Genomic DNA, 25,123 nt, shown 5'->3' with positions numbered 1-25,123 from the left:
CCAATAATATAGGAATAACAAAATACTAACTATTAGTTAAATTAGTGTTCTTTTCTGTGATTTTTTATCAAAGCCATTTTTAATTATTAGTGATCATACAAAACCTAGTTGAATAAAGTTAAATTGCAAGTTGATACTTTAATAATTGTTGTTCTGCCACCTTCTTGGTTAAAAGCAATTTAGTTAATACTTTAAATACTAAATAATATTCTGCTAAATTATACGGTGTCATTGCAAAGAAGAATTTTAGAATTGGACTAGTTGGAAAAAATGTAAAGCTTATTCAAAAGTTTATTTTGTTTCTCTTTTGTAATACTATAATTTTATTTAATAGAGTTAGATATATTATTGTATACCAAAATATTAAATCAAATAAATAAAATGTCTCGTGAAATTCTGAACTACAAATCAACTCAGAAATTTTATGAGACATTAGGTTAGAAGTGTTGCACTCCCAATTTTAATTTTATGTACTTGATTATTATTTTATAATTCTTTAGTTTTCATAAAGTTTTGGAATCAGTGATAAGATTTTTTCTTAAATCTTTTTCCAGTTCCATTGTGATAATCATCATAATCTACAAAAATTAATCCATATCTTTTTGACATTTCACAAGTTGAAGCTGAAACTACATCAATTGGAGTTCACATTGTATAGCCAAATACGTCAACTCCGTCTTTCAAGGCTTCATTAATTTGAATAATATGTTCTTTTAGATATTTTATTCTGTAATCATCTTCAACAGTTTGAGAACTATTTAATGTTTCAACAACACCTATTCCGTTTTCAGAAATAAAAATAGGTAGTTGATATCTATCTCATATTTCATTTAATGTTATTCTTAAACCTATCGGATCAATTTGTCACCCTCATTCAGTAGACTCTAAAAACGGGTTTTCTCCTATGTCATGTAAATTAGCGTTTGCTTTTTTAATTTTGTCTTTTGAAACTGTCCCAGTCATATAGTAACTAAAAGTTATGTATTCAATAGTATTATTTTTTATAATTTCTAATTCTTCAGAAGTAATATCTAATAAAATGTTATTTTCTGAAAAGTGTCTTTTAATGTATTTTGGGTATTCCCCTCTAGCCATAACATCATAATAGAATCACCTTGAAAATTGTTGCATTTTTAGGTTTTCCATTACATTTTCTGGTTTACAATCTATTGCATAAGTTGTTGAATTTGCTAGCATACATCCAATTTTTATTTTATCTGATATTTTTTTAGCTAATTCAATTGTTTTGGCTTGAGCAACAAATTGATTATGTAAACCTTGATAACTTGCAGAAACCAAACTTTTTTGATCTTCTGAATAATCAGATTTAAAAATTCCAATTCCTAATTCAGGAGCTCATATGGCAATATCTATTTCATTAAAGGGTAATCAAAAATCAACATCCTCATAAAATTCTTTAAAAAGCACTTCTGCATACTTTAAATATAAATCAATTACTTTTTTATTAACTCATCCCCCGTATTTTGTCATTATTGGAATTGGAACATCAAAATGTTGCATTGTGACCATTATTTTTAATCCATTTTTTTTACACTCTTCAAAAACATTTTTGTAAAACTGAAGTCCCTCAACATTTGGTTGTTGTTCATTTCCATTTGGAAAAATTCTTGATCAAGCAATTGACATTCTATAAATGTTCATTCCTGCTTCTTTAAATAAAGCAATATCTTCTTTATACTTATCATAAAAATTGATACCCAATCTTTTTGGAAACTTATAATCTTCAATAACTTCAAGGTTTTTTAAATATTCATTTTTCGTTTTAGAAGAAATTTGCATTTCTTTTCTGTCTATTTCAGAATTAAAAGGTGATACATCAAGTAAAGTCGGTGACTTCATATTTTTATTTCAGGCACCTTCAATTTGTCCAGCACTTGTTGCTCCACCTCATAAAAAATCATCTTTAATAAATTTCATTTCTTTCTCCATTTTAATTAAAAGTTTTTGCTTTTAATCTATCTTGTTTGTTAAATAGTTGTTCTTGCTCGTCTATAACTCCAAAATTAATTTCAACTGAATTAATGGCATTATGCATATTAGTTTTGAATTTTGTAATCTCTTCAAATCTTGATAATTTAGCAAGATCATTTAATGCTTTTTCAGAACTAATAGTTAAATTTTTTATCATTTCATTATACTCAGAAATCATTTCACTATTTAAATTTTTTAACTCAATTAATTTTTTGTTAATTTCATTTTTTTCTTTATCTAGATTAAAATCATTAGATTTAATTATCGCTTTATTTAATTTTACTTTATCAACTTTTTCTTTACTTAACATTCTTTCAGCATTGTTATAAAGCTTTCTTTTTATTTTTTCTTCTTTTTGAATTAATAAATTTGTTTTAGATTCATACTTAGTTTTTAAAATAAAGTATTTGTAATATTTGTTAAACAATGATTTGTTTTTTTGAACTTCTTCTAAATAAACATTTTCAATTTTATTTAATTTCTCTTTTATTAAATTTAAATCTTCATTTTTATTTTTAAATATTGGTAATAATATTTTATTAATTTTTCTAAATTGTTTTTTAGAATATTTATATTCATCTCATTTTTCTGAATATAAAAGAATTGTAAATAAGGCCCCGGTTGCTATTGTAACAACTCAACATAAAATAAACAACGCTTGATCAGCAAAACCAGAAACGGCTGTTATTGAAAATACTCCAAGACCAGAAACAACTGATGCTTTTATATTTAATAAACCTAATAATCAACCACCTATACCTGCGCCAATACATCCACCAATGAATGGTCTAATCTTTGGTAAAGTTGCTCCATAAATTATAGGTTCACTTATACCTAAAAACCCAGCAGCAAGACAACCAGTTGTATAATTTTTTAATTGCGAGTTTCTTGTTACAAATATTAAACCAATTGCTGCGCCAACTTGCCCAAAAGAACCAATAGCAGTCGCTATATCTAATGAAGTGGGAACAACAGGTGATTGAAATAATGTTCCAATCATTATGCTCATAATTACGGCCACATGTACTCCACTTAAGACCATAACTTGTCAAAGCATTGCAAAAAGAGCAATCCCTAATCCAAGTGGTATTTTTTCAAATAGAATACAAATTTGACTTAATCCAAATTCAACCATTCCTAGTGCAGGACCAAATATAAATAGTGTTGCTACAGAAACTGCTGTATAAACTAAGAAAGGTCTAAATATGATATCTACAGTAGGGTTAATTCAAGACTTAATTCAGTTATCTAAATAAACCATTAAAATAGCTGCCGCTATAAATGGAAGAACACTTCCTTCATATCCTTTTACCAATATTGGAAAACTACCTATTTTAAATAAAAGTCAACCTGGTCCTGCAACATCTGATTGTGTTCAATCACCAAATTTAGCAGTTTCAATATCAATCACTTCACCTGAGAAAAGCATTCTAGATGTAATTGTCAAACCAATCAAGGCTGCCATGATAACATTGCCCTTAAAGTATTTAGCTGTTGATATACAAAACAGCACACCCATTAAGCTAAATCCTACTTTGCTTAATATATATATAGTTGCTGGAAATAGACCTGCATCCGCTGCATTTGGCATTTGAGATGCATCAGGTATTATATTTAATGAAACTAAAAGTGCCTGAGTTGCAGCTAACAGTGCAACAGCCATAAGAGTTGGAATTTGTGGAGTCATAATTCCTGTTACAGCAGCTAAGAATCTTTTTGACATTTTAGGTTTTATAAAAACTTCCTTTTTTTCTGAAGTTACTTCATAATTGGGATTATTTTTTAGATTAATAATTTCGTCTTTAACCTTATAACATTCTCCACCTATAATTACTTGTAATTCTGAACCGTTTCAAACTGTTCCTTTAACAAGTTCATTTTGTGAAATTTCCTTAATTGACACTTTTGATTTATCATTAATTTTAAATCTCAATCTAGTCATGCAATTATAAACATCGCTAAAATTTTCAAAACCTCCAACATTTTGAATAAACTGTTTTGCTGCAACTAAATATTTTGATTCAAAACTATTAAGTTTAGGAATTTCATTTTTTAATTCAGCTTTTTCTTTAACAAAAGTAACTGTACAAACTAAATCACCTTTTTTATAATTTCCTTCTTTAAAGTTGTTTATAGTTATTTTTTTGTCAAATACAATTGGAGTTTCTGATGAAATCTTTTTATCCTTTAACAATTTAAGATCTACATCAAATATCTTTTTCCCTTTAATAATTTTCTGATTTGGCTCTAATAAAGTTTTAAAAGGTTCACCATTTAAATTGACTGTTTCAAGTCCACAGTGGATTAGAATGCCAAGACCTTCTATGTCAAAACCATATGCATGTTTTGTATCAAAAACCATCACAACATTTGCTTCATCAAAGGGTAATGAGAAATTGCCCATTTTAGGTTTGACTAAAAAACCATCACCTAAAAGTTTTTGCGAAAAAGTAGAATCTGAACATTTATCAATACTTAGAATTTCACAATCAACTGGAGCATAAATTTTTATTTCCATATTTTTAATTCCTTTCTAGAATATTTTCTAATTTAAAAGAAAAAAATAAACCCTTATGGGCTTTTAGTATTAAAATTTCCATTTTTGGAAATTTAATTTATATTAATTATTAATTTCTTGAAATATCGATAAAAATAAAATATTTAATGCCATATTTCTATATATAGACTTACTGTTATCAAAATTGTAATCTATTACTAATGAATCTGAAAAATTCAAATCAATTTTTGATTGTTGTATTTTTGAAACTATTAGGAAATTGTTTTCACTCTTATTAAAATTTAAATATAATTCTCTAACTAAAGTTCTATTATCTTTTCCACAAACTATAAAAATATTTACTACTTCTGAATTTTCTCACTGATCTTGCGAATAATGATAATCATTATTCATTAAAATCGGATTTTTATTTAATGCTATCAATGTTTCATAAAAATAACGAATTGAATTGCCTATTTGATATGAATTATAAATTTTAACACATTTTGAGTTTTTAATAGCTTTTGACATTTGTTTTACAAAATGATTGTTTTCTTCTACTCAGTTTATCATTGAATATAGCATTTCTTTTGAGCTAATACCATTTTCTGTTTTTTCATTTCCATATTTATTTCATTCATGCTTTAAAGTAAAAAGTAATTCTTTATATCCTGAATAACCTAGAACTTGGGAAAATTTTGTTATTGTTGAATTTGCAACATAAGACAATTTAGCTAATTCTTTTTGACTTATAAAATCACCTTTGTCAAAAAGTTCGATTAAATTTACAGCTATTAATTTAAATGAACTATTTTTTTGATTATTATTTATAAAATCTTCTAATTTATCATAAACAGATTCCATACTTTCAACTCCTTTTTATTATTATAGTTCCATTCTTATTTATATTAAAGAATTTCTTTTTATTAATTCAAGATCGAGTACAGAAGCGTAATTTATAAAATGCTAAATGCCTCTCTTTTCAATTTATATTTTAATATCCAAGAACTTTACGTTATTAATACAAAAGTAAAGTAAAAAATGGGATACCCCATTTTTTTACTTTATTTCTCTTGTTTCACAAAGTTCTTTGTATCAATAATATGATTTTTTGGGAATTCTTTTTTTAGTTCCTTTTCCATAATCATCTTGGTCAACATAAATTAGTCCATATCTTTTACTCATTTCACTTGTTCCATGTGAAACAATATCAAATGGGCTTCACATTGTATATCCAATGCACTCAACACCGTCTTCAACTGCTTTTTGAACTTGTTCCAAATGAGATTTTAAATATGAAATTCTATAATCATCATTGATCATTACAAGATTTGGGTTCTCTTCTTTGAAACCAACTCCATTTTCAAGAATAAACAATGGTTGTTGATATCTATCATATAATCTATTCATTAAAATTCTCAAACCAACAGGATCAATTTGTCATCCTCATTCATTTTCTTCAAGATGTTTATTTTTACCAACTTTAACCAAATTTCCTTCAGTCAATGATTCGTTTGCTAAACTAATAACTCCAGACATATAATAGCTAAAACCTATAAAATCACATGTATTTTCTTTTAGCAAAATTTTGTCTTCGTTTGTTATATTTAAATCTATTCCAAAAGACTTATAAAGTTTTAACGCATAATTCGCATATGCTCCTCTATGTAAAACATCAAAATATGCATAAATTTTCATTTGTTGATCTTTATCTGCTTTCAATACTGTTAAAGGGTTTGAATCATCTGCATATGACAGCAAGGTTGCTACCATTGAACCAAATTTAAAATTCGAATTAATTTTTTTGCCTTCTTTAATAATTGAAGCATTAGCAATAAAAATATTATGTAAAGCATATATTGATAGTCCTAAAATATTTTCATGTTCATCATCTCTTAATCCTGCACCAGCTCAAACACTATAGTTAGCAGCATTTAATTCATTAAATGGGATTCAGTATTTAACTTTATCTTTATACCTTAATAACAAAGTTTTTGCATAACTAATATAAAAATCAATTAACTTACGATTTTTTCATCCCCCAAATTTATCAACTAAATAATACGGCATTTCATAGTGTGAAATAGTTATGATGGGTTCTATATTATTTTTTAATAATTCATCGATTAAATTATCATAAAATTTTAAACCCTCTTCATTTGGTATAATTTCATCTCCATTTGGAAAAATTCTTGTTCATGCAATAGATGTTCTAAAACAATCATTTTTCATATCAGCAATTAACTTAATATCTTCTTTGTAATTTTTGTAAAAATCTATGCCCTCTTTTTTGGGATAAAAATACTTTGAATTTTTATTAAGTGCCTCTTCAATTTTCTCTTTTGTCATTTTTCTTTCAGTATTAATATCTTTTTGGTCTAGCGCTGGATTAAATCTTCTCATCTCAGCTATAGAAAGACCTTTTCCATTAATATTTCAAGAACCTTCTGCTTGATTTGCTGAAATAGAAGTTCCCAACATTATACTTTTATCTATTTTTTTCATATTTTTCCTTTTCATATTAATATTTATTAATTTTTGGAACATAACCATATTCTTGAAAAAGAATTTGATTTGTTATTTTTTTAAAATATTTAAACTTACTTAATATTATTGTAATTAAACAAGATACTATAATTCCGGTTAAAACACTTAAAGGTCCTCATAGAATTGAGCCTCCTTGTCATTGATCAATATTAATTCCATCAGGGGTAAAAGAAAGAAAACCTACAAGTCCCATTATTCCAAAAGGCGAAGCTGATGTTCAGACTCCGGCTGAAGCATACAACAAACAACCAAAGTATGCACCAATTGATGAAGCAATTAATGGGTATTTATACTTTAATGAGATTGAATAAACAGCTGGCTCAGTTACGCCTACAATAAATGCTGACGCTCCATTTGCATAAGCTACTTTTTTAATATCTTTACAATTTTTGTTCAAAAAACCAAAAGTTAAGCAACCAATAGCAACACATATATTAGAAATTATCATTAAACCTAAAATGAAACTTCCATTATATCTAGTTATGTCTTGAATTAAAAATGGTGTTATTAGCCTATGAAGACCAAGTGTTATAAGTGGGCTATACATCATTCCTAATATTGGAGAAAATATATATTTAGTTACATAGTTTGTCATTAAGAAATTAAAAGCCATATACATATAATGAACTAATATTAAACCAGCCGGTGCTATTGTAAACATTGTTATAAGAATTGTTGATGAAACAACTATCATTGGTTGAAAAAGCATTCTCATTGAACCAAAATTTATTTTATTCATTGCTCTTTCAATATAAACTCCAATAATACCTACAAATATCATCGGAACAATTAATCCTTCAAAAGAAATTTTTCAAGGAAATGTTGCACTACCAAATATTTTTCAGCCATATTGATTTAAAGAATCAAATATTGTTTGCCCTTGTTTAATGTCTAAGTCTGATAATGGAATAAGAATTGGGTTAATTAAAATTGCTCCAATTGCAATACCTAGAATTGGTGTGCCATTCATTACATTAAAAACACTTCAACAAACAGCTATAACTATAAACCAACTTAATCCTTTTGATATAAATCCTAAGATACTATCAATTTCTTTTAAATTTGAAATATTACTTTGAATAGCAGAATAATGAATTGGTGTGCGAATCATCTCTCACATAACATAGACAACTAAAAGAATCATTAGCGGGCTAAAAATTGATGAAACAAAACTTATAAAAGATTTATTATGAACTTCAGCTTTAAGTTCATCATCATTTGCAGTTTTAAATTGAATTGTTTTTACAAAAAGTTTATAAAATTTTTCAACTTCTGTTCCGATTACAATTTGCAATTCTGTTCCAACAACTAAAACACCTTTACATCAAGTTTGTTTTCTTATTTCTTCAAAATTAATTTTTTCAAAATCACTTAACTTCAACCTTAATCTTGAAATACAATGACTAACACTAACAAGATTTTCTTTTCCGCCTATTTTATCTACAAGAAATAACATATTTTCTTTAGTGAACTTCATTTTACCTCCTAATTATATTTAACCTATTTATTGACCTGTAATATAACAAAATGAATATAAAAATAAACTAGTTTATTTTTCAAAAACTAGTTTAGTTACATCTTGTTATTAGTATTTCTTCCAAAAATTTATAAAAATTGATTAATCAAAAGTTTCTATCAACGTAATTTCTAGAACTTATTTGATTATCTAAATACATAATATTTGCATTTCCATCTTTTCTAAAATCTCAATTCTGAGAGCATATGACAAAAACTTTTGAGTTCGCTTTTTTCATATAATCATATATTAGTTTAAGACTCTCATTATCTCTTCCAGTTAAAATTAACAAAATTACTTTTTTAGTTCAATCTATATTGTTTAATTTCCTAAAATCTTTTTCTAAATTAAAAATACTTACATTTAAATCATGTTTTTCTAATACATCGCTTAAAAAAATTGCTGAATAGTGCGTTTGAAAACTGGGGAATAAAAATACCTCTTTTTTTTCAGTCATCGCTTTTATTAAATCTTCTATAAAATCTCAATTATCTGATAATCAATTTTCAAAAGAGCTATAATATTCTTTAACTGAAACTTTCTTTATTGATGTTTTTTGATTATCTGAAAAATTGTTATCATATTCAATTTTTAGTCTTAATCTTAACTCTCTATAACCTGTGCAAAGAGCAGCTTTAGAAAACTGCGTTATTGTTGCATTAGAAACATAGCATTTTTTTGCTAATTCTTCTTGGGAGCGAAACTTGTTATTTGAAAAATCAATTAGTATTTGTTTTGCAACTATTTTAAAAGCTGTTTCACGGTTGTCTCTGCTTAAATTTTCTATATTTTTATATACTGAGTTCATGTTATTATTACCTTATGTTATCAATTATACTATCTATATAAAATAAAAAATCACATTAAGTGATTTTTTATCTAGCATTCGAATTTAATATTGTGTCTGATATTTTTAAAACTTCATTTTTTTCAGATGATCATTTGTAAGAACTTGCCAAGTTGCCTTTAAAATTTTGTCCATCGCTGTCTTTTTCTCAAATTCCTGTTAAATAATAATTTGCTGAATTTGTGTTTTTTCAAACTCTCTGCATTGATTGAGTTATAGAATGTGGATTCATTAGATGCCCACCTGAATATTTATCTCAATCAGAAGAGCCGTTACTGTAACTTGTTCCTGAAAAGAAAGTATGTTTAATAACGCCTGAATTTTCAGCTATAGCTAATGTAGCTGAATTAATAGAACCATGGTGGCCTGCCAACAAAACGTCATATTCTTTTTCTTTAACTTTATTCAAAAATTTTTCATCTTTCGTAGGTCCTTGGTTTTGTAAATCCCCTAAAGATAAAACTGAGTGTCCATTTGCTGTAAACCTAATTGCCATTGAAGTATCATTTGGGTCTTTTGTCATATTATTTTTAATACTTTTTAAAGTTTTCTTTGATGAATAAGCAGTTAAATTTTCAAAAGTTCCGCCAAGGAATGTATATTGTTTTCTAAATTTTTTATCTACTGTTCCATTTCAATTTGGTGAAACGCTTTTTATTGTTTCCTCTAGACCAGCTGAATCAATTGGAGCAACAACAACAGTTTCATCTTGTGAGTATGCATCTAATATATCAAAAAGCAAATCATAATGGTCTGAGTGCTTATGAGATATAAAAGCTGCATCTAAATATTCAATTTTAGCTGTCTCTTTCATGAACTTTACTGCTCATTCTGTAATGGCTGAGTTACTATTTCTAGTTCAATAAGACGAAGCTCTTTCATTTCCTAAGTCATATAAATTTTTAGAATCAGATAAACCAGCACCAGCATCTAAAATTACGCCATGTCCGTCTTTTTCAACAACTGAAAAGTTTCCATTTCCTACCGCTGCAACATAATAATTAACATTTCCTGTCAATTCAATTATTTTATTTGAGCATGAAACAACTGAAAAAGGAATCATGATAAATAATAAAACAATTATTATAATAAATGCTATTTGATTTCAAATTTTTTTCATTTTTCTAACCCTTTGACCCTGATGACCCTCTTTTTGAAAGCCCGTTAATAATCCACTTGTTAAATACAATAAACATTATTATCATTGGTAAGATTGCAAGAAAGGATGCTGCCATTTTCATGTTAATTGGGTTATAACCAATAGCAATTTCTGGCTCAATTCCTGAAACTTGCATCATTCTATAAAGCATCATCGGGATTGTTTTTCAAGGTGTGTCATCTCTCATTATTGTTACTGGTCATAAAACAGAGTTTCATGACTCAATAAATGAAATAATAAATGAAGTAATTATAGTAGCACTAATTGCTGGTAATGCAATTTTTAAAAAGTACTGCATACTATTCAATCCATCCATTTTTGCTGCTCTTTTTAAATCTTTATTTAATGAATAAAATGCATTACTCATTAAATACATTGTAAACACATTACCTATAAAAGGGACTATAAGAGCAGCTAATGTATTTCCTCACCCCATTTGAATCATAATAGTATATCTACCTAAAAGCATTGCTTCTCCAGGCACCATCATGATTGAGAACATAATTATCATAAATACTGAATTAAATTTTGTTCTTCAGTTATATATTGCAAATCCACCAACTATAGAAACACCTAGTTGTACTAATGTAGAAATTGTTGCAATAAAGAAAGAGTTAACAAAAAGTCTTGTAAATGTTACATCTTGATTGCTTGATGTTAAGCTAATAAAATCAAGCATTTCTCTGTACACAGATAAATTTCAACTTTCAGGTCAAAGCATTTTAAAAAATGATTGTTGTGCTGAAGGATCTATTTCTGCATTTGATTTAAAGGAAGTAACAAGCATTCAGTAAAATGGGAAAATCATTACTATAAACATTAAAATAAGGACAAATCAGTTTACTGATCCACTAACAATGTTTTTATATCAAACATCACCTGCCATTTTTAATGTTTTTCTTTTAATTTTTCCTGTTCTTCTAATATATCTTCAATTAAAAATGTAAATCATTTTGGGTTGATATTTTTTGAAAAAGAATAAATTTACTTTTAAAATAAATGTTATTCAAAAAGTTTCTGACAAAACTATTTTTTCTTCTTTTTCTAAAATTTTTGTTTCAAATTTATTTAAATGTTGCTCATACTTTTCTTTTTGATTACTTATTTTTGATGCCTTACTATCTATATAAAATTTATTAGAAGAAGAATCATTGGTTAAACTATTTTTTATTTTATTTTCCATTTTTTCCTTTCTTCTATTTAAATTTTTTATTTAAATACTTTGTTAATTGTCTATTAAATAAGGTCATTACTAAAATTAAAATCATTAAAACTATAGAAGCAGCTCCTGCTTTACCATATTGAGGTATCCCACCACCTGAAGGATTAACTTTATCAAAAATAAAGTAAACTGCTGTCTGAGCTTGTGAAGCTGTCGCTTCATTATAGTTATTAAATAAACCAAAAGGCATAAATTTGAACGCGCCTATTATTCCTGTTGTAATCATATAAATAATTACAGGTAAGATTTGTGGTAGTGATATTTTTCAAAATTGTTGTCATTTTGGAGTTCCATCCAATGATGCAGCTTGATAAAGTCTTCTATCAATTCTTAAAAATGCTGCTGTAAACATAATTATTTTAAAAGGCAACATTCTTCAAGTACCATATATTATTAATAGTATCATTGTATTTTTTGGTTCTCTTCAATCTGGATTTGCGTTTTTATTAAATAGTCTAATAATTGAATTAATTATTGGATCATTACCATTCAAGAATAATGTTGCAAACACCATTGCTACCGCTAATGAAGAAGTAACATATGGAAGAAAGAATGCTGATTGAAAAAATCCAAATGCTTTTTTGTGTACTATATTTGCCAAAGCTTTCGCTGTAAATAGAGCAATAAATAATGATAATGGAACAGCTGCTATAACGTAAATGAATGTATTTCTAAGTGCAATTGTAAATTCGTTTGTAACATCTTCAAATAATATAAGTTTTATGTTTGAAAGACTTAGTTGAAAAGCACCTATTGAACCACCCTCACTCATTCCATAACGTAAAACAATAAATATTGAATAGTAAGAGAATAAACAAACAAAAGCTATACCAGGAGTTATTCAAATTAATTGATTAATTAAATCGTAGCGTCCTTTTTCCATATTTTTTGATTTTGGAGACTTTTTAAACTTTAAAGTAAATCCCTTATTTTTTGGTGTACTTTCAATGTTATTATTTGAATTTGCATTTTTCTTATTTAACATATTCTGCCTCAATAATATTTTTGTCTTCACCAAACAGGTAAATTTCTTTTGGATTTACGTATAAGTTTATTTCATCGGTATTTTTAATATTAGCTCATTCTGATGGATCAATAACTAGTGTTAATTCTAAGGTTTTTGAAACTTTAATTTTCACATGATTTTGTTTACCTAATTGCTCAACTAGAATAATTGAACCTTTAGCTAGCAAAATAGAACCAGCCGTTTTTTTAAGTGTTATTTTTTCAGGTCTAATACCTAATTTAAATTCACTTTGATCCATTGGTAATTCTTTAAACTTTAAGACTTCATTTGAAGGTAGTAAGAACTGATTTTTACTTCTTTTAACCGGTACAAAGTTTATGTTAGGTGTTCCGATAAAATTTGCAACAAATTCGTTTGCAGGCTTGTTATAAATTTCAAGAGGACTACCGCTTTGTTGTAAAACACCTTTATTCATAACAAATATTGAATCAGATATACTCATTGCTTCTTCTTGATCATGAGTAACAAAAATTGTTGTAATTCCTACAGATTGTTGGAATCTCTTAATTCACTCTCTTGTTGTTAAACGAAGTTTTGCATCAAGATTAGATAACGGTTCATCCATTAATAAAATACTTGGTTTTTTAACAATTGCTCTTGCAATAGCGACACGTTGTTGTTGACCACCAGATAATTCACTAGGTTTTTTATTTAATTGATTTTCTATTTCAACTTGTTTAGCTGTTTCATAAACTAATTCTTTAATTTTTCTATTTTTTGAATAAATAGATTTTTTAATTTTTAAGTAAAGTTCAGTTGTATCAATTTTTTTTGCCTTAACCTGTATTTCTTTAGTTATTACGTTAACAGAATCATTAAGTAAGTTGTCTATTTCTTTTAGGACGGCTGTTTTAAATTGGCTTTCAATTTTGTCAGAATTTTCAATTGCCTGATCAGAAGATTTTAATTCAGAAAAACCAGCAATTATGTTTTCTAAATTTGTACCAAAATAATTTGCTTTAATTATAAAATCATTATATTCAACTAATGCAGTAGTTAATTCTTGTTTTTTGTTATTAACTTTTTCAATTATTTCTGATTTTATAGATAAAAGTAATTTTTCAGGATTTATATCCAAATTTTTATCCTTTGCTGCTTTATCAACTATTTTTAATTCTTTTTTAATAATATTAGAAATTTGTAAAATTATTTTTGAGTATTTTGAGTTAGCAAAAATTTCTGATTCAAATAGTTTATTAACTTCAATTATAAAATTATCAACAAGATCGTAAGCATCTCTAAATATAGTACTAAAGAAATCAAGTGAGTTTGAGTTTGACTCTTCTTTGAATGAATCATATGAAGAAGATCCATTTTTAGAAAAAATTTGGACACCTAATGTTCCATCTTCCAATTTAGAAATACTTTTCTTTGTTTTCTTCATTGTTTTAGCTATTTCTTTTGAATGAGCCTCAAATTCCTTAATTGAATTTTTAATTTTATAATCAAAAAATTCTAATAAGAAACTATATCTTATATCATGTTCACTTTTTAAGATTTTTTTATTATTTTCAACAATATAAATATTAAGTTTATTTGTTTCTTTATTAAATTTGATTTTAGCTTTATCATATAAATAACTTTTCAATTGGTTTTTTGCATTTATAATTCTTGCATCGTTTAAATTAGATTCAGCGAAAAGAACATTTAAATAATTGTTTAAAATTGCTTTATTTGATCTTAAATAGTCAACGAATTTATTTTCAATTAAAGAGTTAAGTTCTTCTTGAAATTTTAAAATATAGGCATCAAATTTATTTTGTTGATTTATAACAAATTCAAAGTTTTCAGATTCAGCTAAAGTTTTTAATCGTAATTTATTTAAATAATTATCTTGTTTTAATTCTTTTTTAAATCTTTTTGAGTGATATAAAGGATATGCTATATTTTTAAATACACTCATATGTGTATATAATGCATAACTTTGAAATACTAAACCTATATTTCTTTTTTGACTTGGTTTTTGTGTAACATCAACACCATCAAATAACATTTGACCAGAAGTTGTATTTATTAGACCTGCTATGGCATTTAAAGCTGTTGTTTTACCACAACCAGAAGGACCTAAAAGGGAAACTAATTCCCCTTTTTTGATCTCCATGCTTAAATTATCAACTGCTAAAAAATTTCCATAGTCTATATTTATATTTTTTAATTTTATACTCATATAATTCTCACTATCTCTATTTTATATTTTACTTATTTTATTTTCTATACGAAACTGTTACTCTTTTAAGAACATCATCTCCACTTTTTGCATTTAAATATTTGCTTAAATTGTAAACATTATTTTCTTCATCCAATAATTGATTAAACTTAATGTCTCAATTATACATAACTGTATTATTTTTTGCCTCAACTATTGCACTTTTAATACCATCACGTACATCTGTTCCTATTGGTGAAGGAGTAGAAGTTACTAACAATGTTTGAGTATTTTTATTACCTTCATTATCAAATAAGAAATCATTTATATATCCTGAATTAATTGCACTAACTGAAGCTCTACTATTCGCTCTTAATGAACTTGAGTAATCTGCTATAGGTGTAAATAACTTTTCAAATCTTCATTGATCTAATTCTTCGCTTTTTTCATTATGAATAACATGATCATAAACATCATTTAAAGCTTGTATTTTTTCTGTTATTGGTTCTCCACCTTTTTTAAATGAAATATTTGAAGCATTTCCTTCACTATCTAGTGTTACTCTTAAATGACCACCGTCAAGATAATGTGCTTCTTCTATTTCCTCTTTACTTGGAATACCTGCTCTGTTTGGATTTTTTTCAATATATTCTACTGCCTTTTGTTTCATTTGAGTACTATATTGGAATGCTTCTTGATTATTGTAAGTCCCATCAACATATTTTTGATATATTTTCATTGCATCTGTTGTTGGTGGCATGTAATTTGTTTTTAAGGCAAAATCTGCTGCTTGTTTTGGTTGCATAATGTAACTCAAGAATTTTGAAACAGTTTCTTCTTTTTGTGCTGCATTGTCACCAGTAGATTTAAATCCAGCGATTCCTGGACCTTGTGACATAAATGCATCTTTTTCATTACCAATAGTTGATGTTGTTAAGATATCAGAATTTTTAACCATATTTAAATAACCTGTGTTTTTATCACCATTATATTTATAACTTATTCCTGATGTATAGTTATATGCTCCTGCTGATGAACCTGAACCAACAAGAGTTGTTCCATTTTGAAATGCTGTGCTTGTATAAATAGAACCTGATGTTCCATTGTACTTAGTCATGAATGTACCTTTTCAACTTTTTTCAATATCTGTGTTATTTCCTGATAGTTCATTTTTTGTTTTTGCAATTTCTTTAAATCCGTCGTATAAAGAAGTTGTTTTTTGGAATGAAGTACTATTTTTATTCAGTTCAACACTTGTTGATTGTACTTTACCATTAGAATTTTTATTTAATTGGGCATTGTACATAAATTCATTTGCATTTGACTCGATGTTAATATTTGATTTACCTTCTTGATTAGCCGCGGCTCAATCCATAAAATATTTATTTTCCATTGAGTCAATTGAGAATCCAAAATGCTGGCTTGAATTTTGTTTTGCTTCAATAGCTTTATCAGCCGCTGCTTTTTGACCATTACTTTCACTTATAGTTTCTGTAATGTCAGAATATTTAATTCCATCTTTTTCTCTATAAAGCTCTGTTGTTAAAGTAGCTATTGCGAATATATTTTCTTGTTCTCTAAAAATATCTCTGATATCTTTTGAAATATCTGTTGATTTTGTCAATGTTTGAACTATTTCTTCAAAAGTTTTTAAAGCATCTTGAACTTTTTTATCATTACTTTTTTTTACAATATCAAAAGCATGTGCTCCAAATGAAGAATAAGTACTCATTTTTGATGCATCTTTAGTTGTTCCCCATAAATTTTTTCTACTATTTGAAGTTTCATTATAAGTCTCAAACGATGTTTTTATAGTTCCTTCTTCATCAAAACCAAATCCTTTTGCAAGTTCAGCTAAAACCCTTACATTAATAACTGAAAGATCAACAGATTTTCCAAAAGGTAATACAATTTGTTTTCCATTATAAACACCTTCATCAATGAATGATTCATTTAACAATGAATTTTTAAATTCTGCAAAATTATCTCCCATTGATTCTTCCATATCTCTAACTTTTTCACTTGCTCCAGAGTGTGAAAAAGTTGAAACAGCGTCTGGATAAAAGATATATAAATCAGGTAAGTTACCATTTGCTGCAATATTTTTTGCAATGTTTCCACTTTTTTCTCATCTTGCTTCGATTTCCACTAGTTCACCGTTTGCAATTTCTTGAGCGTGTTCCTGATTAAATTCATCAACTAAATCTTGATAAGCTGTTTGTTTATCTTTTGAGTTTTGACCAATTGTTTCTTGTGGTAAAACAAAAACAACCTTTTTTTCAGGTTTTGTACCACATGAAACAACACTTGATGCAGCTGTTGTTGCTAAAACAGAAGCAGTCAATACTGATAGTAATTTTTTCATAAATTAATTTTCCCCTTTTTAAATATATTTATAAAACCACTTAATAACAACATATAAACTACTACAAAAAAAATTATTTTGATCTTACAGTCTCCAAATAGGTTTGGAGGCGGGACAATAACCCATTATGTTACCATGTATAAGTTCAATATAATATTATTAAGTTAAAATAATTATAATTTAATATTTTTAAAACAATTATCAACTTTACAAACATTTTCATTTTTTTTAAATTATAATTATATATACAAAAAATAAGATAAACAACTCTAAAAGAGAGGCATACAAACGTGATTTTATTCTCACCTTTGCTATGCCTCTTGTTTATTTCTTATTTGTTATTTTTACATAATCATAAAGTTTTTTATTGCCTACAATTATATCCAAAAATATAAACTAAAAATATTCCTAAAATAATGAATACTATTTCTTTTTCTACAAACTGCATTTTTTCAGCTTTTTTAACATAATATTAATAACTAAACTTATGTTAAGCAAAACTAAAAATCATACTTCTTATTATTTTCTTCTTTATTTTTTGACATAAATTAATCTCTTGGTTTCATTTGCGGGAATAATAATACGTCTTTAATAGATTCACTATTAGTTAATAACATAACTAAACGATCAATTCCAAATCCAATACCAGCAGTTGGTGGCATTGCATGTTCTAATGCTTCAATAAAATCAATATCCATTTCTGTTGCTTCATCATTTCCAGCAGCAGCTTCTTTGATTTGCTCATTAAATCTTTCATATTGATCGATTGGGTCATTTAATTCACTAAATGCATTGGCATATTCTCTTCCAACAATAAATAATTCAAAACGATCTGTAAATCTTGGATCTTTTACATTTGATTTTGATAATGGTGAGATTTCTTTTGGATGACCATAAACAAAAGTTGGTTCAATAATTGTTGCTTCAACAAATTCTTCATAAAATAAGTTAATAATATGTCCTACTGTATAATTATGTTTTTCAACATGCACATTATGTTTTTTTGCTAATTCTAAAGCTTCTTCAACACTCATTTCTTTTCAGAAATCAACACCTGTAACTTGTTTAATTCCATCTACCATATGTAATCGTTTAAATGGTTTTGCTAAATCTAACTCGTGTCCACCATAAGTAATAACAGCTGAATCATTAACTGCTGCATTACATTTTCTGAATATTTCTTCAGTTAAGTCCATTAAGAAAAACATATCTTCATAAGCCACATATAATTCTAAAGAAGTAAATTCAGGATTATGTCTTGTACTCATTCCTTCATTTCTAAATATTCTTCCAATTTCATAAACTCCATCAAATCCACCAACAATTAATCTTTTTAAATGTAGTTCAGTAGCAATTCTTAAGTATACATCAACATCTAAAGCATTATAGTGAGTAATAAATGGCTTTGCTGCTGCTCCACCTTTAACACTATGCAAGATTGGAGTTTCAACTTCCATATATCCACGTTCATCTAAAATTTGTTGCATAGTTCTAATAATTTTAGTTCTTGCTTTAAAAACTTTTTTTGATTCAGGGTTAGTGATTAAATCTATATATCTTCTACGGTATTTTTCTTCAATATCCTGAATACCTGCATGTTTATCTGGTAAAGGTCTTAGTGCTTTTGACAATAAAGTATATTCTTTAGCTCTTAAAGATAATTCACCATGATTTGTTTTCATCATGATTCCTTTAAATCCAACAATATCACCTAAGTCCAATTCTCTGAAGTTAGCAAAAGCTTCTTCTCCAATTTCATCTTGTCTTACATAAACTTGAATATCAGAGTCTTGATCTTCAATATTTAAGAAAGCTGCTTTGTTACCTGCTTCACGATAAAGTTTAATTCTTCCTGCAATATTAATTTCTGGTTGATCTAAATTTGATAATTCATCTTTTTCATAACAATTGTATAAATCAGTTAATTCTTTTAAAGAATGAGTTCTTACATACTTACTTACTTGGTAAGGATTATTTTCATTTTCAATTAATTTCTCTAACTTTGCTCTACGAACTAATTCTTGTTCACTAAATTTTCTTTCTGACATTTTATACCTCTTTATACTTTTCTATAATTAATTCTAAATCTTTAAATGTATTTATTTTATTTGCTTCTTCTTTTAATTGATTTAAAATTTCTGTTTTTGGTAAAACTGCTAAATATCAAGTTAGATGTTTTCTAAACTCTCTAATAGCACCAGTTTCATCTTCTTTATAATCTATTAACATTTTAGCATGCTTTAATACTGTTTCTTTTCATTCCATAAAAGTTGGCTTAGCTAATTCTTCACCAGTTTCTAAGTAATATGCAATTTGTTTAAAAATTCATGGATTTCCTTGACAACCCCTTGAAATCATAACACCATCACAACCAGTTAAATCTAACATTGCTTTGGCGCTTGGTCCGTCAATAACATCACCATTACCAATAACCGGAATATTAACTGCTTCTTTAACTTCTTTAATTTTTTCTCAATCAGCGTGACCTGAATAAAATTCACTTCTTGTTCTTCCATGAACTGTTATACCACTAGCTCCTGCTTTTTCAATTAGTTTTGAAACTTCAACAGCATTAACACTTTCCTTGTCTCAACCTAATCTAATTTTTGCTGTTACAGGTTTTGTTGTATTTTCAACAACAGCCTTAACAATATCATAAATTAATTCTGGTGTTTTTAATAAACTTGATCCACTTGCAGATCTAACTGCGACTTTTGGAGCAGGGCAACCAATATTTAAATCAATAATGTCACAATCAACATTTTCTTCAATTCACTTTGTTGCAACAATAAATGATTCAACATCATTACCAAAAATTTGCATACTCATTGGGTGTTCTGCTTTTTCAACAGTTAACATACTAAAAGTTTTCTTATTATTATGAGTCATACCTTCAACAGATACCATCTCAGCACATACTAAATTAGCGCCTTGCTCTTTTGATATTAATCTAAATGGAGGGTTAGAAACACCAGCCATCGGACCTTGTACTAATTTACCTTTTATTTCTATATTTCCTATTTTCATTCTTAACCTCTTTTAACATTATTGACATATAAGTTATTATTTATTTCATTAAAATTAACAGAAACGTTAACGCCTTCTCCACCAAAAAAGTCAGTTAAATGTTTAACTAAAGCTATTCTAGCTTCTTCTGGTCTTTTCAATCACTCAACCTCTATGTATATTCTTTTATTTGTATTTGGTGCTACATAAATTTCATTATTATTGTTCATCAATAGTATTGCTTCAGGTTTTGCAACAACTAAATCAACTAACTCATTTATCTTTTTTGAATACTCTTTTACTTGTTGTTCAGTTGCTCCATTAAATTTTAAGATTGGCATAAAATCACTCTTTTCTTTTTTTATTTTAACAAATACTTAACAAAAAAGAACCCTTAGAGTTCTCAAAAGTATATTTATCCTTTGTTTGTATTTGTTCCAGGTCTTGATAAGCCTTTTATAATTCATTTTTGAAATAGCAAGAATATAACTATCATTGGAATAATTGAAATGATGCATGCAGCCATTTTAATATTATTTGGATTTAATTGTTCACCTGGAATAATTCCATCAGAATACATTATTGAATAAAGTAGCATTGGTATTGTTCTTCATTGTCCAGTATCTTTGTCCATAACAGTTATTGGTCACAATACTGCATTTCAAGAATCAATAAAAGCGATTATTCCAGCTGTCAAAATGGCACCACTAACTGCTGGTACTGCAATTTTTAAAAAATATTGAAATGAGTTTAAACCATCTATTTTAGAAGCTCTTTTTAAATCTTTACTTAAATCATAAAATGCATTACTCATTAAATAAACCGTAAATACATTACCTATAAAAGGGACAATTAAGGCCGTTATAGAATCTCTTCATTGCATTTGCACAGTTATTCAATATCTACCTAATAAAAGAGACTCAGCTGGAACCATCATAATTGAGAAAATAATAATTAAAAGTAAAGGATTAAGTTTTGTTCTTCAATTATAAATTGCAAAACCAGCAAGAACTGAAACAACAAGTTGCAAAATAGTTGTTAATGAAGCTACTAAAAATGAGTTAAAGAAAAATCTTGGTATTGAAATTGAATCAGGATTGCCCTCAGCATTTATATATTTAAACATATCTTTATATGCTTGAAGTGTTCATTCTTTTGGCCATAAAGATTCCAAAACACCAGGTCTTACTTCTGAATAAGGTTTAAAAGAAGTCATAAGCATTCAATAAAATGGAAAAATTAAAAAGATTAGCATTAAAATTATTGCTGAATAAGTTGATATATTTAAAAATATTCTTTTATATCAGAAATCTCCTGCCAATTTTAAAGTTTTTGAATTTCTTTTGCTTATTTGATTTAAATAATTTCTGTGTCTTACATTAATATATTTTTTAATAAATGCTAAAACAAAAAACAAAATAGTTTGCAAATATATTTTTTTAAATATATTTTTACTATATATTATTTGCTTTTGCTTATTTTCAATAAATAAGTCTCTTTTCAATATTGCAAGATTATATTTATTTTTTCGTTTTTCAAATTTAACTTCAGATTTAGTGAAAGCTATTTGCGAAGTTATATAACTTTTCTTCATATCTATCACCTAACCTATCTAAATTTCTTTCTAAGATATTTACTTAATATTGCATTAAAAATTGTTATTACAAGAATTATAAGCATCAATATAATAGCTGCTGCTCCTGCTTTACTATAAGAAGCCAAAGAGCCAACTCCAGTATTAATTTGTGCAAATATATAATAAACTGCAGTTTGTGCACTTGCCTTTACTGCTTCATCATAATCAGCAAATAAGCCAAAAGGTATAAATTTTAATGATCCAATTATACTTGTTGTTATCATATAAACAATTACTGGCATAATTTGTGGTATAGAAATTTTTCAATATTGTTGTCATCTAGGTATACCATCTACTGCTGCTGCTTGATAAAGTCTTTTGTCAACTTTTAAAAATGCTGCGGTAAATAAAATAATTTGAAATGGTAACATTCTTCAAATTCCAAATATTGTTGTCATAGTTATAGCATTTTTAGGTTTTGTTCAATCAATATTTTCTAATCCAAATTTGCTTAGCAACTGTGCTAGTAGTGAATTACCACTATTTGAAAAAATCATTGAGAAAGCCATAGCAACAGCTAATGAAGAAGTTACATATGGCAAGAATAATGCTGACTGAAAAAAAGCAAAAGCTTTTTTATTTAAAACATTACTCAAAGACTTACCTACTCATAGTGAAAGAAGTAATGATATTGGAACCGATAGAGTAACATATAATAATGTATTTCTTAAAGCTATTGGGAATTCTTTCAGCGGATCTGTAAATAGGTTTTTTATAGATGTAAAACTAAGCTTAAAAACTCCTTGACCTCCATTTTCACTTAAACCAAATTTAAAAACTATATAAATTGAAAAATATGAAAAAACACAAATAAAGAAGAATGCTGGTAATATTCAAATCAATTGATTGAAAATATCAAATCTGCCTTTTTCTAAATTATTTGCGTTTTTTTTAGATAAATTTGTTCTGTTTATTATGAATCCTTTATCTCATTTTTTCATTAATTATTCTCCATCACTAAAAGCTTTTTTACTTTTTAGTTGTATTAGGGTTTTCTGTGATTTTTACATTAATTTGTCTATAAAACTCTTGATTTTGATAAGTTCTTATATATCTTGAAAGATTGTAATATTGATTACCATCTTCTAATAATTTATCCAATCCAATTTCTCTTGCACCACCTGATGCTCTTAAATCAAGTAGACCCCCTGTTCCTGTAAGAGCAGGTTTTAAACTTGAACGAATAATATCAGTTGTTGGTATTGCTTTTGAAGAAACTAGTTCAATGTCATCTCTTTCTCCTTTAATTAAAGGATCTAAATAATCTTTAATAAATGCTGTATTAACAGAACTTACACCAGCCTTAACTTCTGGGTTTCCTGTTGAATCTTTAATTTGTTGGAAATATTCTGGAATCAATGCTTTTGCTTCTTGCTTATCAATAGGATTATTAAAATAATCTTTTTCTATTTCCATGATAACATTACTCAATTTATCGACTTTTTTTATTTCATCAGAAGTATTATTATAACTTCCATCTAAATAACTTTCATAAATTGACATTCCTGATTTTGTTGCTGGCATATAACTTGTTTTTAAACCATATTGAGCAGTTTGAATTGGTTGCATCATGTAGTTTAAAAAATTTGTTACTGATTTTTCTTTTGCAGCCGCATTATTTCCATTAGATTTAAATCCTGCAATTCCTCTTCCTTGAGAAAGAAAAACTGATTTACCATTTGAATTTTCACCATTTGTTGTTGATGTTGTAATAACATCAGCTTTGCTTACTGGTCTGTATGTTGCTTTTCCGTTTATTTCAGTTCCATTATTAATTATTTGTACATCTTTGTCTTTAAATTGATCAGTAAAGTAAATATCGTTTGCTGATGATGCACTTGCCATGAACATTGTTGATTTAACAAAATCTTCTGTTACCCAGTTTTGCGTTGTACTTGTTCTTCTTGCTGCTGAAAACACTCCATTTCACTGGTCTCTTCACTCAGTACTTGATGCTTTATCATTTTTTAAAGCTATGTCTTTCATACCTTGTAAATATTTAGTTGTATTTAAGAAACCTTGTGAATAAGGATTAAGTTCTATGTTTGCTATTTTATTATTATAAGTAGTGCTATATCAAAAATCTTTGTCTGGACTTGGTGAAATTGAATCTTCTACATTAATTACACCTTCTTTAGCACCTTTAGTTGCTGCATAATCCATGTAATATTTATTATCAATTGAATCCATTCCAAAAGCAAAATTATATGTTTCATTTGGTTTAACTGATTTTGATTTATCTGCTTCATTTAATGTTACCGTTACATCCAAACCATCATTATCTACAATTTCTCTAAATGCACTTGCAACGTTCAAAACATTTTCAGTTGAGTTAAAAAATTCTTTAATTAAATTTACATCCTTAACTTTTTTCATTTCTTCCACCAAAGAATCATAAACATTTTGATCAATGCTAATTGAATCATTGTCTGATTGTGTTTTAGATAAACTCAAACCCTCTCTGAATATTTTAGTTTTTACTCATTCTTCAGATCCATCTAAAAGGTCACTTCTTTGCTTGTTATATTCATTAAAATTATCTGATAAATTGACTGATAAAGTGACTAATTCTGGAAACAAAGCCATAAATTGAATAAATAAATTAACATTAATTACAGAAATATCAAAAGATTTTCCAAAAGGTAAAACTATTTGAGTGTTTTTATATTGACCTTCTTCCATAAAAGCAGGAGTTATTAAATCTTCTTCAAATTTTTTAAAACCTTCGCCCATTGATTCTTTCATATCTCTAACTTGATTACCAATTGATGAATCAACATAAGTAGAAGCAGCATCAACGTATGAAACATATAAATCTGGTAAATTGTCTCCTGATTGAATAGCTAAATCTAAGTAATTAGAGCTTCTCATTACAACTTTTACTGGAACAAAATCTGGTTCATTTTTATAAGCTTGATTATAGCTTTCAGCAATATCTTGAAAATTCTTTCTTTTTTCTTGGTCACCATTACTACTTGTTGTACCAAATAACATAAAAACAACTTCATTTTCTGGTTTTATACCACATGAAATTAGGGTACTTGTGCTTACACCAACTACAAGTACAGATGATAGTGTTAATAATAGTTTTTTCATTTTATTTCAACATCTTTCTTTTTATATATTTTTAATTATAAACTTCTTTTAGTAAAAAAATAAAAAA

General features: G+C 27.0%; 17 protein-coding genes and 1 riboswitch. All 17 genes read right to left on the bottom strand.

Translation table 4 applies throughout. The annotated features are described in order from the left end of the window. Window positions 1-486: 486 nt before the first annotated feature. The 17 genes from CK556_RS00225 to CK556_RS00145 all read right to left on the bottom strand — a co-directional run bounded on the left by CK556_RS00225 (window position 487) and on the right by CK556_RS00145 (window position 25,056). Complete coding sequence (locus tag CK556_RS00225; protein ID WP_027875822.1) at window positions 487-1,938, bottom strand: glycoside hydrolase family 1 protein; 1,452 nt, start codon at window positions 1,936-1,938, stop codon at window positions 487-489. Window positions 1,939-1,951: 13 nt separating this feature from the next. Next, window positions 1,952-4,510, bottom strand: coding sequence for a PTS sugar transporter subunit IIABC (locus tag CK556_RS00220; protein ID WP_027875823.1), 2,559 nt, complete (start codon window positions 4,508-4,510; stop codon window positions 1,952-1,954). A 102-nt stretch (window positions 4,511-4,612) separates the two neighbouring features. Beyond that, on the bottom strand, window positions 4,613-5,353 hold the full coding sequence (locus tag CK556_RS00215) for a MurR/RpiR family transcriptional regulator (RefSeq protein WP_027875824.1): 741 nt from the start codon (window positions 5,351-5,353) through the stop codon (window positions 4,613-4,615). Window positions 5,354-5,548: 195 nt separating this feature from the next. Further along, a complete protein-coding gene (locus CK556_RS00210; RefSeq protein WP_027875825.1) occupies window positions 5,549-6,994 on the bottom strand; it encodes a glycoside hydrolase family 1 protein in 1,446 nt (481 codons plus the stop codon). Between the two features lie 16 nt (window positions 6,995-7,010). Beyond that, window positions 7,011-8,513 carry a PTS transporter subunit EIIB gene (locus CK556_RS00205; RefSeq protein WP_027875826.1) on the bottom strand — a complete coding sequence of 501 codons (1,503 nt, stop codon included), beginning with the start codon at window positions 8,511-8,513 and terminating at the stop codon, window positions 7,011-7,013. 91 nt (window positions 8,514-8,604) lie between these two features. Further along, window positions 8,605-9,360, bottom strand: a complete 756-nt coding sequence (locus CK556_RS00200; protein ID WP_027875827.1) for a MurR/RpiR family transcriptional regulator — start codon at window positions 9,358-9,360, stop codon at window positions 8,605-8,607. A gap of 67 nt (window positions 9,361-9,427) precedes the next feature. After that, window positions 9,428-10,519: a ComEC/Rec2 family competence protein gene (locus CK556_RS00195; protein ID WP_027875828.1), complete on the bottom strand. Its 1,092-nt coding sequence runs from the start codon at window positions 10,517-10,519 to the stop codon at window positions 9,428-9,430. 4 nt (window positions 10,520-10,523) lie between these two features. Next, a complete protein-coding gene (locus CK556_RS00190; protein ID WP_027875829.1) occupies window positions 10,524-11,741 on the bottom strand; it encodes a carbohydrate ABC transporter permease in 1,218 nt (405 codons plus the stop codon). 13 nt (window positions 11,742-11,754) lie between these two features. Further along, window positions 11,755-12,765 (bottom strand): carbohydrate ABC transporter permease, encoded by a 1,011-nt coding sequence (locus CK556_RS00185; protein WP_027875830.1) that lies wholly within the window; start codon window positions 12,763-12,765, stop codon window positions 11,755-11,757. After that, window positions 12,755-14,974 carry an ATP-binding cassette domain-containing protein gene (locus CK556_RS04050; protein WP_027875831.1) on the bottom strand — a complete coding sequence of 740 codons (2,220 nt, stop codon included), beginning with the start codon at window positions 14,972-14,974 and terminating at the stop codon, window positions 12,755-12,757. Before CK556_RS04050 ends, CK556_RS00185 begins: the two co-directional genes overlap by 11 nt. Window positions 14,975-15,011: 37 nt before the next feature. After that, entirely contained in the window at window positions 15,012-17,318 is a 2,307-nt protein-coding gene (locus CK556_RS00175; protein ID WP_027875832.1) for a lipoprotein, read from the bottom strand. 82 nt (window positions 17,319-17,400) lie between these two features. Then, window positions 17,401-17,463: riboswitch (nucleoside riboswitch) on the bottom strand. A gap of 403 nt (window positions 17,464-17,866) precedes the next feature. Continuing rightward, entirely contained in the window at window positions 17,867-19,366 is a 1,500-nt protein-coding gene (gene lysS / locus CK556_RS00170; RefSeq protein WP_027875833.1) for a lysine--tRNA ligase, read from the bottom strand. Window position 19,367: 1 nt separating this feature from the next. Then, a complete protein-coding gene (gene dusB, locus CK556_RS00165) occupies window positions 19,368-20,345 on the bottom strand; it encodes a tRNA dihydrouridine synthase DusB (protein WP_027875834.1) in 978 nt (325 codons plus the stop codon). 2 nt (window positions 20,346-20,347) lie between these two features. Continuing rightward, window positions 20,348-20,665, bottom strand: coding sequence for a DUF1904 family protein (locus tag CK556_RS00160; protein ID WP_027875835.1), 318 nt, complete (start codon window positions 20,663-20,665; stop codon window positions 20,348-20,350). Window positions 20,666-20,739: 74 nt separating this feature from the next. Continuing rightward, window positions 20,740-21,918, bottom strand: coding sequence for a carbohydrate ABC transporter permease (locus CK556_RS00155; protein ID WP_027875836.1), 1,179 nt, complete (start codon window positions 21,916-21,918; stop codon window positions 20,740-20,742). Window positions 21,919-21,932: 14 nt separating this feature from the next. Continuing rightward, a complete protein-coding gene (locus CK556_RS00150) occupies window positions 21,933-22,901 on the bottom strand; it encodes a carbohydrate ABC transporter permease (RefSeq protein WP_051412778.1) in 969 nt (322 codons plus the stop codon). 28 nt (window positions 22,902-22,929) lie between these two features. Further along, window positions 22,930-25,056 carry a hypothetical protein gene (locus tag CK556_RS00145; protein ID WP_027875837.1) on the bottom strand — a complete coding sequence of 709 codons (2,127 nt, stop codon included), beginning with the start codon at window positions 25,054-25,056 and terminating at the stop codon, window positions 22,930-22,932. Between the last annotated feature and the right edge of the window lie 67 nt (window positions 25,057-25,123).

Origin of the sequence: Mesoplasma chauliocola (assembly GCF_002290085.1) — a bacterium.
GTDB lineage: Bacteria > Bacillota_I > Bacilli_A > Mycoplasmatales > Mycoplasmataceae > Mesoplasma > Mesoplasma chauliocola.
The sequence above is the reverse complement of the archived record's forward strand: the minus strand, read 5'-3'. Positions and strand labels throughout refer to the sequence as shown.